Annotated in this window: 12 protein-coding genes; 9 read left to right on the forward strand and 3 right to left on the reverse strand. The window is 58.9% G+C overall.

From position 1 onward, the window contains the following. The first annotated feature begins 196 nt into the window (after positions 1–196). From ACF8MC_RS10030 to yejF, 9 genes are all read left to right on the forward strand, one after another. Positions 197–1,171 (forward strand): GTP-binding protein, encoded by a 975-nt coding sequence (locus ACF8MC_RS10030; RefSeq protein ID WP_033648007.1) that lies wholly within the window; start codon positions 197–199, stop codon positions 1,169–1,171. A gap of 77 nt (positions 1,172–1,248) precedes the next feature. Next, positions 1,249–1,959, forward strand: a complete 711-nt coding sequence (locus tag ACF8MC_RS10035) for a phosphatase PAP2 family protein (protein ID WP_033648008.1) — start codon at positions 1,249–1,251, stop codon at positions 1,957–1,959. Between the two features lie 410 nt (positions 1,960–2,369). Beyond that, positions 2,370–2,945, forward strand: coding sequence for a bifunctional murein DD-endopeptidase/murein LD-carboxypeptidase (gene mepS / locus ACF8MC_RS10040; RefSeq protein ID WP_033635277.1), 576 nt, complete (start codon positions 2,370–2,372; stop codon positions 2,943–2,945). Between the two features lie 12 nt (positions 2,946–2,957). Further along, positions 2,958–3,206 carry a hypothetical protein gene (locus tag ACF8MC_RS10045; RefSeq protein WP_125460721.1) on the forward strand — a complete coding sequence of 83 codons (249 nt, stop codon included), beginning with the start codon at positions 2,958–2,960 and terminating at the stop codon, positions 3,204–3,206. A 151-nt stretch (positions 3,207–3,357) separates the two neighbouring features. Further along, positions 3,358–4,941, forward strand: a complete 1,584-nt coding sequence (locus ACF8MC_RS10050; protein WP_164105226.1) for a cyclic di-GMP phosphodiesterase — start codon at positions 3,358–3,360, stop codon at positions 4,939–4,941. 93 nt (positions 4,942–5,034) lie between these two features. After that, complete coding sequence (locus tag ACF8MC_RS10055) at positions 5,035–6,843, forward strand: extracellular solute-binding protein (RefSeq protein WP_039565061.1); 1,809 nt, start codon at positions 5,035–5,037, stop codon at positions 6,841–6,843. A 9-nt stretch (positions 6,844–6,852) separates the two neighbouring features. Continuing rightward, entirely contained in the window at positions 6,853–7,944 is a 1,092-nt protein-coding gene (locus tag ACF8MC_RS10060) for a microcin C ABC transporter permease YejB (protein ID WP_049213403.1), read from the forward strand. Next, positions 7,941–8,966, forward strand: coding sequence for an ABC transporter permease (locus tag ACF8MC_RS10065; protein WP_164105225.1), 1,026 nt, complete (start codon positions 7,941–7,943; stop codon positions 8,964–8,966). Before ACF8MC_RS10060 ends, ACF8MC_RS10065 begins: the two co-directional genes overlap by 4 nt. Before the next feature lies 1 nt (position 8,967). Continuing rightward, the gene (yejF, locus tag ACF8MC_RS10070) at positions 8,968–10,578 is read left to right on the forward strand and encodes a microcin C ABC transporter ATP-binding protein YejF (protein ID WP_060427718.1); all 1,611 of its coding nucleotides are present in this window, start codon (positions 8,968–8,970) and stop codon (positions 10,576–10,578) included. Between the two features lie 8 nt (positions 10,579–10,586). Here yejF and ACF8MC_RS10075 read toward each other — a convergent pair whose 3' ends face one another. The 3 genes from ACF8MC_RS10075 to rsuA form a co-directional block, all read right to left on the reverse strand. Then, complete coding sequence (locus tag ACF8MC_RS10075) at positions 10,587–10,931, reverse strand: YejG family protein (RefSeq protein WP_004935763.1); 345 nt, start codon at positions 10,929–10,931, stop codon at positions 10,587–10,589. Between the two features lie 594 nt (positions 10,932–11,525). Then, positions 11,526–12,722 carry a Bcr/CflA family multidrug efflux MFS transporter gene (locus ACF8MC_RS10080; protein WP_025303559.1) on the reverse strand — a complete coding sequence of 399 codons (1,197 nt, stop codon included), beginning with the start codon at positions 12,720–12,722 and terminating at the stop codon, positions 11,526–11,528. 41 nt (positions 12,723–12,763) lie between these two features. Continuing rightward, positions 12,764–13,477 carry a 16S rRNA pseudouridine(516) synthase RsuA gene (rsuA, locus tag ACF8MC_RS10085; protein WP_164105224.1) on the reverse strand — a complete coding sequence of 238 codons (714 nt, stop codon included), beginning with the start codon at positions 13,475–13,477 and terminating at the stop codon, positions 12,764–12,766. Positions 13,478–13,594 lie beyond the last annotated feature (117 nt).

A 13,594-nucleotide genomic window follows, 5' to 3' on the forward strand; every position in this document is an offset into this window, starting at 1 on the left:
CAAAAGTTAACCGCATCTAATACAGGGTTTTATCTAAGAATTTTCTTGTTATGAACGGTGGATTTTGTCGGTTGAAAAGCGCATGGTGACGTGCAAAATTTGCGAGATAGAGCACAAATTAAATCGCGGCGGTTTCACCGATAAGGCTGCGTAACTCATTTATTAAGCAGGTTAATTTTTGCTCCAGGAATTATTAATGACCAAAACCAATTTGATTACCGGTTTCCTCGGCAGCGGTAAAACCACCACTATCCGCCATTTGCTGGCTCATAAGCCCGAACATGAGCGCTGGGCGGTATTGGTCAATGAATTCGGCGAGATCGGCATCGACGGCGCGCTGCTGGCAGACAGCGGCGCGGTGCTCAAAGAGATCCCCGGTGGCTGCATGTGCTGCGTCAACGGCCTGCCGATGCAGGTGGGCTTGAATATGCTGTTACAGCAGGCCAAACCGGATCGGCTGCTGATCGAGCCGACCGGGCTCGGGCATCCGAAACAAATTCTGTCGCTGCTGACCCAGGAGAGCTATGCCGGCTGGATCGATCTGCAGGCCACCCTGTGCCTGCTGGATGCCCGCCAGCTCAGCCAGCCCCGCTACCGCGACAACGAAAACTTCCGCGATCAGTTGGCCGCGGCCGACGTTATTTTGGCCAGCAAAAGCGATACCTATCAGCCGGAAGACAGGCGGGCGCTGGAGGCCTGGAGGGCGCAAGATCCGCTGCGGCGGCCCTGTTATGCCATCGCGCAAGGCGAAGCGGATGTCGCGCTGTTGTCACTTCCGCGCACGAATCGTACAGAATTGCCGGACGCGCAGCATCATCATGGTCAGGCGAAAACGCAGGGGCTGGCGGCGCTGCGGCTGCCGGAGCACGCCCGCTGGCGGCGAGCGTTGAACGAGGGGCAAGGCTTCACCAGCTGCGGCTGGATTTTTGACGGCGACACCCAATTCGACACCGTCGGCTTTATGGAATGGGTGCGACTCGCGCCGGTAGAACGCGCCAAAGGCGCGGTGCGCATCCCCGAAGGCACATTGCTGATCAATCGTCAGGGACAGGATCTCAACATCGAAACCCGCCCGGTCGCGCCGCTCGACAGCCGAATTGAGCTTATCCACAGCGAAAATGCCGATTGGAACGCCCTGCAATCCGCCTTGTTTAAGATTCGTTTAAGTTAGACCCCGTACCGTTGCCCCCCGGTTGCCGCAGGGCGGCCGGGTTTTATTTCGTTTTCATTTTGCCAACAGGTTATGTCATGACACGCCGCAATTTACCCCTCATTCTCCTCTTCAACTTACTGGGCGTTGCGCTGTTTTTGTCCTGGTTCCTGCCGGCCAATCACGGCGGCTGGTATACCCTGGACTCGGCGATCTTTTTCTTCTTTAACCGCCATCTGGCCACCGACCCGGCGTTTTTGCACCTGGTCGCCATCACCAACAACCGCGCGTTCGACGTGATTTCGCTGCTCGCCATGGGCCTGCTGTATTTGTACTTCTACCTGAAGCAGGACGCCGCCGGCCGCCGACGCCTGGTGATCACCGGCGTGGTGATGCTGCTGACCGCCGTGGTGCTGAACCAGCTTGGCCACCTGCTGCCGGTGAAGCATCCGAGCCCCACCCTGACCTTCGACAATATCTATCGCGTCAGCGAGCTGACCGGCATCCCCACCAAGGACGCTTCCAGCGACAGCTTCCCCGGCGACCACGGCATGATGCTGATTATTTTTTCCTGCTTTATGCTGCGCTATTTCGGCCGCCGCGCCTTCGCCGTCGCCCTGCTGATTACGCTGCTCTTCTCATTGCCACGCGTGATGATTGGCGCCCACTGGTTTACCGATATTGCCGTCGGCTCTCTGTCCGTGGTGCTGGTTGGCGCCAGCTGGGTGCTGATGACGCCTTGCAGCGACTGGATCGTCGATCGGTTGAATCGCCTGTTGCCCGGCAAGCATCGCCCCGGCCAACCATAACTTGCGTCTATGACTCATGCCGGGAGGCGCTCGCCTTCCGGCCTTAATCCCTTCGCTGAGCGCAAAATATCGTCACCGCCCGTTAACGCTTTTGCAACCTGATTTCACGCCAGATTCATACATCGGACAATTGGCGTTTTTTATATGAAGATTTACATTATGTTACATCACAAATTCATATAAAAAAGACGGGAAAAAGGCTCGCAATCCCCTATTTGTTCCGGTAATCTCAGATGCGTTTGTGCCTGGTTTAAGTCGAATCAGTATGGAATCCGATAAAAATGTGCGTTCTCGCACGTTTTCAACGGTAACTGGTTGTCGATGCAACAGGTGCGGACTAGGCTCGTTTCGTTTGGCATTTTTCAGGTAGCGACTTTCGTCGTTAAGGACTTCAAGGGAAAACAACAACAATGGTCAAATCTCAACCGTTTCTGAGATATTTTTTGCGGGTAGTCCCTGCAATTGCCGCTGCGGTTATGCTCTCCGCATGCAGCTCGACTCACACTTCGAACTTGAATAACGCACAAACTGAGATGCGTGCAGTTAATGACAAAGACGGTCTTTTACTGCAAGCCTCTCAGGATGAATTCGAAGCGATGGTCCGCAACGTTGACGTCAAGTCAAAGATTATGGATCAGTACGCGGACTGGAAAGGCGTTCGCTACCGTTTAGGCGGTGACAGCAAGCGCGGCATCGATTGCTCGGCGTTTGTTCAACGCACCTTCCGCGAACAGTTCGGCATGGATTTACCGCGTTCTACCTATGAACAGGAAGATCTCGGCAAGAAAATCCAGCGCACCAAGCTGCGCGTCGGCGATTTGGTGCTGTTCCGCGCCGGTTCTACCGGGCGCCATGTCGGCATCTATTTAGGCAACGATCAGTTCGTTCACGCCTCCACCAGCAGTGGGGTCATGATTTCCAAGCTGACCGATAACTATTGGAATAAACGTTATCGAGAAGCGCGCCGGGTGTTGACCAACGGTTAACGGCGCAATGCCTTGAAGATCCTGAATACCAAACGAGCGATAAGCGCCGCCTACGGGCGGCGTTTTTTTTGGTTGTCTAACAGATATCATCAAGATTGCTCCCTGCCTTATCGCCATCTTTCTCCGCTTAACGCTGCCGCACGCCATTATTTTGATAAACTGTTGGCAGGAAATCGCGCCATCGAGGAAAAACTCGCCTATTATCGTCAGATGACGGCAACGGCGCCCCGGCGTTATTTAAAACGTTTCCGCTTAAAATAGGCGCATTATATTTCTGTCGGCGACGCCGCATATTTAAACAACGCCGCCGGTTGGTACGGGATAAAAAGGCAAAAATGAAAAAAAAGCCGTTGGCACAATCCATTAAATGGCTGCGCGACACCCCTGACGCCCTGTTGCAGAGGACTCGGTTATGGGCTTGAAAAGAGCTTTTGCCCGCAGCGTGTCTCACCGACAGCGCAGCCTGGCTAAAAGCGGCGTCGCCGCCCTGGTATTTTTTACGCTCTTCACCGCGGTCACGCTTTCTTTGATTAACCACCAGCGCACGCAATATCAACATAAGGTCGAAGCGCGCACGCAAAAGTTCACGCTGGGTTATATCTCGCACCTGAAGACGGTGATGCAGCAAATGATGCCGCTGCTGGCCAAGCCTTGCCTCTCAAGCCAGTCGGACATTACCTACCAAGCGGCCTTTACCAGTGGCGTGCGCACCTTCCTGTTGGTGAAAGACGGCTACGCCTATTGCTCTTCCGCCACCGGCGACATGATGTTGCCGATGAAAAATCTCTACCAGGATATCGACTGGAATCTGGCCCTGGATCTCAAGCTGCAGCAGGGCACGCCGATCGTGCCGAACAAACCGGCGGTTGCGGTTTGGCTGCGGCATCCCGACGAAAAGGCCACCGGCATCCTCGCTACGCTGGACATCGATCTGATGCCTTATCTGCTGTTCACCTCGCACGACGAACAGGCGCCGGGCATCGCCATCGTGATGGGCAACCGCGCGCTGACCACCTTCAGCCCGAACCTGATGCCGGTCGATCAGTTGCCGAAGGGCAAGGCGGATAAACTGACGCTGCCCAATCTGCCGCTGACCATCCTGTTCTACAACGAGAAACTGACCCCCAACGACATTCGCCTGACGCTGCTGGGCAGCCTGGTGCTGTCATTGATGATCGGCGTACTCTGCTATTACATGCTGCTGCTGCGGCAAAGCCCGGAACGCGCACTGCTGCGCGGCATCAAACGCAACGAGTTCTTTATCGAATACCAGCCGGTGTTCCATACCGACAGCAACAGCATCGGCGGGCTGGAAGCGCTGATCCGCTGGCAGCATCCGATCGAAGGCCGCATCCCGCCCGACGTCTTTATCCCCTACGCCGAAAGCAACGGGCTGATCGTGCCGCTCACCCGCCACCTGTTCAGGCTGATCGCCGAAGATGCGCCGCAGCTCGCCAAAGCGCTGCCGCGGGGAGGCAAGGTCGGGCTCAACATCTCCCCCGCCCACCTGAGCGCGCCGTCGTTCCACCAGGACGTGTATGAACTGTTGACGCAGCTGCCGGGCGATTACTTTACGCTGGTGTTTGAAATCACCGAGCGCGGCATGGTGGAAGAAGAGAGTGCGCTGGCGGAGTTTGACTGGCTGCACAAACAGGGCATCGAGATCGCGGTGGACGATTTTGGCACCGGGCACAGCGCGTTGATCTATCTTGAGCGCTTCACCATGGATTACCTGAAGATCGATCGTGGCTTCGTCAACACCATCGGCCAGGACACGGTCACCGCGCCGGTGCTGGATGCGGTGATCTCGTTGGCGAAAAAGCTGAAAATGCTGACGGTGGCCGAGGGCGTGGAAACCGCCGAGCAGATGCAGTTCCTGCAAGAACACGGCGTTAACTTCATGCAGGGCTACTACTTCAGCAAGCCGCTGAGCATCGACAATTTCGTCGCTTACTGCAATGCTCATCAGGTCTTTGATTATCAGGCAAATAAATAGTTAGTCTTTAAGCATCTTTACCCTGCGCCCGCCCGAAGAATGTTATGCTGGGCGCAGGTTGTACTTTATTCCACAGCAGGAGCTTACCGTCTGATGTCCGTGCGCATTTTCGCTGCTCTGGTGCTCTCGGCACTGAGTTTCGGTCTGCGGGCCGAAGCCCTCAACGAAAGCTACGCTTTCGCCCTTCTCGGTGAACCGAAATACGCCACCGACTTCAGCCATTTCGACTACGTCAACCCGGCGGCACCCAAAGGCGGCGACGTGCGGCTGGCGGCCATCGGCACCTACGACAACTTCAACCGCTTCGCTACCCGCGGCGTGCCCGGCGAACGTACGATGGAGTTGTACGATACGCTGTTCACCAACTCCGACGACGAACCCGGCAGCTATTATCCGCTGATTGCCGAATCGGCCCGTTTCCCGGCCGACATGCGCTGGATGGAGTTGGATATCAACGCCCGCGCCCGCTTCCAGGACGGCAGCCCGATCACCGCCGCCGATGTGGCCTTTACCTTCAATAAATTCATGACCGAAGGCGTACCGCAGTTTCGCTCCTATTACAAAGGCGTCACGGTCAAGGCCATTTCCCGGCTGACGGTGCGCATCGAGCTGCCTAAAGCCAACCGTGAGCAAATCCTCAGCCTGCTCAGCCTGCGCGTATTGCCGGAAAGCTTCTGGAAAAACCATAAGCTCAACGAACCGCTCAGCACCCCGCCGCTCGCCAGCGGCCCGTATAAAATCGCCGATTACCGCCTCGGCCAGTACATCACCTACCAGCGAGTGCGCGACTACTGGGCCGCCAACCTGCCGGTGAACCGCGGCCGCTACAACTTCGACAGCATTCGCTACGATTATTACCTGGACGATAAAGTATCGCTGGAAGCCTTCAAGGCCGGCGCTTACGATTTCCGCATCGAGCCGTCGCCCAAAAGCTGGGCCACCCAGTATCAGGGCGGCAACTTCGCGCGCAACTACATCATCAAGCAGGATGAGACCAATCAGGCGGCGCAGAATACCCGCTGGCTGGCGTTCAACCTGCAAAAACCGCTGTTCGCCGATCGTCGGGTACGGGAAGCGATCGGCCTGGCTTTCGACTTCAACTGGATGAACAAGGCGCTGTATTACAACGCCTATCAGCGCGCCGACAGCTATTTCCAAAACACCGCCTACGCCGCCCGCGGCTACCCGGACGCCGCCGAACTGGCCTTGCTGGCGCCGCTCAAAGGCCAGATACCGCCGGAGGTGTTTACCAGCATCTACCAGCCGCCCTCCTCCGACGGCAGCGGCAACGATCGGCAAAACCTGCTGAAGGCGACCCAATTGCTGAAAGAAGCCGGTTGGGTGGTCAAAAATCAAAAGCTGGTCAACGCCAAAACCGGCCAGCCGTTCACCTTCGAACTGATGCTGCTGAGCGGCAGCAACTTCCAGTACGTATTACCCTTCCGCCACAACCTGCAGCGGCTGGGCATCGAGATGCAAATTCGCGAAATTGACGCCTCGCAGTACACCCGTCGCATGCGTGAACGCGATTTCGACATGATGTCGACCGTATATATGGCGATGCCGTTCCCCAGCGCCGATCTGCAAATCCTGTGGGATTCGCAGTACATCGATTCCAGCTACAACACGGCCGGCGTCAAAGATCCGGCGGTCGACAGCCTGGTGAGGCAAATCGCCGCCCATCAGGGCGACGAAAAGGCCCTGTTGCCGCTCGGCCGCGCGCTGGATCGGGTGCTGACCTGGAACAACTACATGCTGCCGATGTGGTACTCCAACCACGATCGCTACGCCTATTGGGACAAGTTCTCCACGCCGTCGATCCGCCCGGCCTATGCGATCGGCTTCGATAACTGGTGGTACGACGTCAACAAGGCGGCGCGTTTACCGGCTCAACGGCAATAAGGAGTCGGAATGGCGGCCTATCTGATACGCAGACTGTTACTGGTGATCCCCACGCTGTGGGCGATCATCACCATCAACTTTTTTATCGTGCAAATTGCGCCCGGCGGCCCGGTCGATCAGGCCATTGCCGCCATTGAGCTGGGGCACGGCAGCGGTTTTGGCAGCGGCGGCGTCAGCGAAGGCCTGGGCCATGCCCGGGCGGGCATCGCGGCAAGCGACAGCCAATACCGCGGTTCGCGCGGTCTGGATCCGGAGGTGATCGCCGAGATCACCCAACGTTACGGTTTCGATAAACCGCTGCACGAGCGCTACTTCACTATGCTGTGGAACTATATGCGCTTCGACTTCGGCGACAGCCTGTTTCGCGGCGCCTCGGTGATGCAGCTGATCGGCCAAAGCCTGCCAGTCTCCATCACGCTGGGCCTTTGGAGCACGCTGATCATCTACCTGGTGTCGATCCCGCTCGGCATCCGCAAGGCCGTCTACAACGGCAGCGCGTTCGATACCTGGAGCAGCACGCTGATCATCATCGGCTACGCCATTCCGGCTTTCCTGTTCGCCATCCTGATGATTGTGCTGTTCGCCGGCGGCAGCTACCTCGACTGGTTCCCGCTGCGCGGCCTGGTCTCCAGCAACTTCGACACCCTCTCGTGGCCGGCGAAGATCGCCGACTACCTGTGGCACATCACGTTGCCGGTGCTGGCGACGGTGATCGGCGGCTTCGCCACCCTGACCATGCTGACCAAAAACTCGTTCCTCGACGAGATCCGCAAACAGTACGTCACCACCGCCCGCGCCAAGGGGCTGGATGAGAAAAAGATCCTGTACCGCCACGTGTTCCGCAACGCCATGCTGCTGGTGATCGCCGGTTTTCCGGCCACCTTTATCAGCATGTTCTTCACCGGCTCGCTGCTGATTGAGGTGATGTTCTCGCTCAACGGCCTGGGGCTGCTGGGCTACGACGCCACGCTGCAGCGCGACTACCCGGTGATGTTCGGCACGCTGTATATCTTCACCCTGATCGGCCTGCTGTTGAATATCCTCAGCGATATCACCTACACCCTGGTCGATCCGCGCATTGACTTCGAGGCCCGCCAATGAGCCGCCTTAGCCCGATCAACCAGGCGCGCTGGGCGCGCTTTCGCCGCAACCGCCGCGGCTACTGGTCGCTGTGGATCTTTTTGGTGCTGTTCACCCTGAGCCTGGCCGCCGATCTGATCGCCAATGACAAACCGCTATTGGTGCGTTATGAAGGCCGGCTGTACCTGCCGTTTATGATTAGCTACAGCGAAACCGCCTTCGGCGGCGAACTGAATACCGAAGCCGACTATCAGGATCCGTTCGTGCAGCGGCAGATCGAACGGCACGGCTGGGCGGTGTGGGCGCCGATCCGCTTCAGTTACGACACCATCAACTTCGCCACCGAAGTGCCCTTCCCCTCGCCGCCTTCCCACCAAAACCTGCTGGGCACCGACAGCAACGGCGGCGACGTGCTGGCCCGGGTGCTGTACGGTTTTCGCATCTCGATGCTGTTCGGCCTGGCGCTGACGCTGTTTTCCAGCCTGATCGGCGTGTGCGTCGGCGCGACGCAAGGGTATTACGGCGGGCGTTTCGATCTGTGGGGGCAGCGCTTTATCGAAGTGTGGTCGGGCATGCCGACGCTGTTTCTGATCATTCTGCTGTCGAGCATCGTCCAGCCCAATTTCTGGTGGCTGCTCGGCATCACCATCCTGTTCGGCTGGATGAGCCTGGTGGGGGTGGTGCGCGCCGAATTCCTGCGCACCCGCAATTTTGACTACATCCGCGCCGCGCGCGCCATGGGCGTGCCGGATCGCGTTATCATGTCCCGCCATATGCTGCCCAACGCCATGGTGGCGACGCTGACCTTCCTGCCGTTTATCCTGTGCGGCTCGATCACCACCCTGACGTCGCTCGATTTCCTCGGTTTCGGTCTGCCGATCGGTTCGCCGTCGCTCGGTGAGTTGCTGCTGCAAGGCAAAAACAATCTGCAGGCGCCGTGGCTCGGCATCACCGCCTTCCTGGTCTTGGCGGTGCTGCTGTCGTTATTAATCTTTATCGGCGAAGCGGTGCGCGACGCCTTTGACCCCAGCAAGGCGCATTGATATGGCCACTCCTTTGCTCGCTATTCAGGATCTCAGCATCGCCTTCCGCCAGGGCGACACCGTCACGCCGGTGGTCAACGAACTCTCGCTGCAAATCGCGCCGGCGGAAACGCTGGCGCTGGTAGGGGAATCCGGCTCCGGCAAAAGCGTCACCGCCCTGTCGATACTGCGCCTGCTCCCCGCGCCGCCGGTGGTTTACCCTGCCGGCGACATTCTGTTCAACGGCGACTCGTTGCTGCATGCGCCGGAAACGGCGCTGCGCAAGGTGCGCGGCAATCAGATCGCGATGATCTTTCAGGAACCGATGGTGTCGCTTAACCCGCTGCACACCATCGAGAAACAGCTGGCGGAAGTGCTGATGCTGCACCGCGGCCTGCGGCGCGATGCCGCGCGCGCGGAGATCGTCGAGTGCCTGGAGCGCGTCGGCATCCGCCAGGCCAAAAGCCGGCTGCAGGACTATCCGCATCAGCTGTCCGGCGGCGAACGCCAGCGGGTGATGATCGCCATGGCGGTGTTGACCCGACCGAAACTGCTGATCGCCGACGAACCCACCACCGCGCTCGACGTCACTATCCAGGCGCAGATCCTGACGCTGCTGCAAGAATTGAAACGAGAGATGGACATGGGGCTGCTGTTCATCACCCATAACCTGAATATCGTGCGCCGCCTGGCGGACAACGTGGCGGTGATGCGCCAGGGGCGCTGCGTGGAGCAAAACGCCCGCGCGCGGCTGTTCAGCCGGCCGCAGCATCCTTACACGCAGCAGCTGCTGGCCGCCGAAGACGTCGGTGAACCGCTGCCGTTGCCTGCCGCGGCCAACGGGCGCCCCGGCGACGAGCGGCCGCTGCTCAAGGTGGAGAACCTGCAGGTGCGCTTCCCCATTCGCCGCGGCCTGCTGCGCCGCACGGTGGATTATCACTATGCATTGAAATCATTGAGTTTCGAGCTGCGGGCCGGGGAAAGCGTGGGGCTGGTGGGGGAATCCGGCTCGGGCAAAAGCACCACCGGGCTGGCGCTGCTGCGCCTGTTGGCCTCACAAGGCGCCATCTGGTTCGACGGCGAACCGCTGCATCCGCTCACGATGAAGCAGATGCTGCCCTACCGCAGCCGGATGCAAATCGTCTTCCAGGATCCCTATTCCGCCCTGAACCCGCGCCTTAACGTGCAGCAAATCATCGCCGAGGGGCTGGAAGTGCACCAGCAGCTTAGCGCCGAGCAGCGGGAACAGCGCGTGATCGAGGTGTTGCAGGAGGTCGGCCTGGATCCGCAGCTGCGCCACCGCTATCCCACCGAGTTTTCCGGCGGGCAGCGCCAGCGTATCGCCATCGCGCGCGCGCTGATCCTGCAGCCGCAGCTGCTGATCCTCGACGAGCCGACCTCTTCGCTGGATAAATCGGTGCAGGCGCAGATCCTGGCGCTGCTGAAATCGCTGCAGCAACGTCACCGGCTGGCTTATCTGTTCATCAGCCATGACCTGCAGGTGGTGCGTTCGCTATGCCACCAGGTCATCGTGCTGCGACAGGGAGAAGTGGTTGAACAGGGAGACTGCCGGGCGATTTTCGCGGCGCCCGCCGCCGACTATACCCGTCAACTGCTGCAGTTGGCGGATTAGCGGCGAATTCAGAAGGGGTACTGCGCGCTGAGCGGTTCGGCGATCGCGGCGCCGACGTTTTTGAGGCGGCACATGGTGGCGCTCTCGTCGCTGCGCTGCACGAACAGGCAAGGCTCTCCTTCCCATTCGACAATCGCGCAGTCGACCTGAATCTCCTGCAGCGACAGATTGAGCTGTTGCATTACCTGCCAGGCCTCGGCCCCTTCATGGCTGAGCAACTTCAGCCCAATCAGGTTGTTATCTTCGTCTATTCCGTTAAACGGAATCGGTTCGACCTTCACGCCGGTGAAACCGGATAGCCAACGATAACTTTGCGGCAAGCGATGCACTACCGAAAGTTGGATACTCTCCACATGAAATCCCTAGTTTGAAAAGGTGAAACACTTTTACCTGACAGGGTTACTAAGTTATAGCCGTTGACTCCCGACTCTGCCGCGCACAAATGTTATTTAAATGTAAATTTTGCCGCAAACCATTAACCTGACCCCGTGCTTGCCGATGCCGCGCCATTTTTTGGCGCGCCGTGCGGTGTTATTTCACGGCATTTTGCGACTCAGCTCGCATTTTTGCGTTATATGTAACCCTTTCCCGCAGCGATCTCAACTCTTTTTTCTTGCAATGCGACTACTTTTCCGTCGCCATATTTTTACATTGAAGAAACATTTCACCCGCCACGTTAGCGCAGCCTCTCCTGCTAATGCCTTGATTTACATCAATCCTAATACAAACCACTCGCGCGGCGCAGCCGACAGAACGCCGCGCCTCCCGGGGAATATCGGGCGGCACGATGGCGGAGTTTTTTAACAAAAAGCACACAGATGGGAAAATGACCGGTTAATTAGCAGGCATATATTTAGCAACAAATTATTCATTGCCGGTTGCACCCTGAAATGGCAGGGCGCAACCCCATGACGCTGCGGGGCGGAACGCCCCGAGTCGGGAGAACGTCAGGCTGCGCGATCGCGCGGCCGGCTGGCGTAAACGTAGAACAGCACCGCCACGATGCTGCACAGCGCCATCGAGGTGACCATTGGCCAGGCGCTTTTGCCCGGCGCCATCGACAGCACCGCCCCCACCAGCGCGCCGATGCTGAAGCGCAACGTGCCGGCCAGGGAAGACGCGGTGCCTGCCATATGCGGAAAATCATCCAGGATCACCGCCATGGCGTTGGAGGAAATCATCGCGATGCACCCCAGGTAGACCGCTACGCCGATCACCAGCGCCCAGAAGCCCAGGCCGACGGCGCTTACCGCCAGCAGCCACAACCCCATCGCCAGCTGCACCAGCAGCCCCAGCTTGAACATCTTGACCGCGCCGAACCGCCGCACGTTGCGGCTGTTGATCAGCGTCGTCAGGAACAGGAAGACGATGTTCAGCGCAAAATAGTAGCCGAAGTGCTGCGGCGAAACGTGGTTCAGTTCGATGTAGACGAACGGCCCGGCGCTGAGGAACGAGAACATGCCAGCAAACGAGAAGGCGCTGGCCAACATGTAGCTCAGCACCCGCTTGTGGCGGAACAGCGAACCGAAGTTGCCCAGCGTGGTGCGCAGGTGGAACCGCTGACGCCGCTCTTTCGGCAGCGTCTCCTTGATGAACAAGGCCACCAGCAGTGAACCGATCAGCGCCGCGGCACCCATGGTCCAGAAGATGGCGTGCCAGCTGAACCACAGCAGCAGCGCACCGCCGATCATCGGCGCCAGCAGCGGCGCGATGGTCATCACCAGAATGACGAACGACATCATGCGCGAGAACTCATCCTTGGTGAACATGTCGCGCATCAGGGCGTTAATCACCACGCTGGCGGCGGCGGCGGCCAGACCGTGCAGGAAACGCAGCCCGATCAGCTGATCGATAGACTGCGCCATGGCGCAGGCGCAGCCGGCGATGGCGAAGATCAGCGTTCCCCACAGGATCACCGGCTTGCGGCCGATGCTGTCCGACATCGGCCCATAGAACAGCTGCCCGAAGGCAAAGCCGAGCATATAGGCGCTGAGCGTCATCTGCACGCTGCCGGACTCGACGCCAAACTGGGCGGCGATCACCGGCATACTGGGCAGGTACATGTCGATCGCCAACGGCATCAACATGGACAACAGGCCCAGAATGAAAATCAAACCGAGATGAGAGGTTCGGTTCTGTTGCACGTTCCACGACTCCTTAATCGGCCGCAATCAATGATCGGTTATCAGTCCTGCAGGTGCGGCGCGCCCACGCTGGCGATCTCTTCTTCGGTCAGTGGGCGGTATTCGCCCGGCGCCAGATCGCCATCCAGCACGATGGCGCCGATGCGCTCACGGTGCAACTCGATCACCCGGTTGCCGACGGCGGCGAACATCCGCTTCACCTGGTGGTAGCGCCCTTCGCTGATGGTCAGGCGCACCACGCGCTCGTCGACCTGCTCCAACGTCGCCGGCCGCGTCAGATCTTTCTCGTTGTGCAGTTGCACCCCTTCGGCGAAACGCTGCGCGGTGTCTTCCGCCAACGGGTGCTCCAGCGTGACCAAATAGGTTTTCTCGCAGTGGTGGCGCGGCGACGTGACGCGGTGCGACCACTGGCCGTCGTCGGTCATCAGCACCAGCCCGGTGGTGTCGATATCCAACCGCCCGGCGGCGTGCAGCTTGTACGCGACCGGCTCATCGAGGAAATACAGCACCGTCGGATGATCGGGATCGTCGGTGGAGCAGACGTAGCCCTGCGGTTTGTTGAGCATGAAATAGCGCGGGCCGTTCTGCTGCTGCAGCGGATTGCCGTCGAACGCCACTTCTTGCTCCGGGGTCAGTTTGATCGCCCCGCTCTTCACCACCTCACCGTCAACGGTGACGCGTTTAGCCCGAAGTTCGCGCGCGACCAGCGCACGGCTGATGCCTAACTGCTGAGATAAAAACTTGTCCAATCGCATGGGATCTGCTTTGCCTGTCGTTATTATGATCGCATTGATCGTATTGCCAAAATATGACGCCCGCCGTTGCACCGGGTGCAAATGGCAGGTTCAGGGGGGAAATCGCGTGGGGGAACA

It is taken from the genome of Serratia sp. LACPHL-BACT-2024-00286 (genome assembly GCF_043109535.1).
GTDB lineage: Bacteria > Pseudomonadota > Gammaproteobacteria > Enterobacterales > Enterobacteriaceae > Serratia > Serratia sarumanii.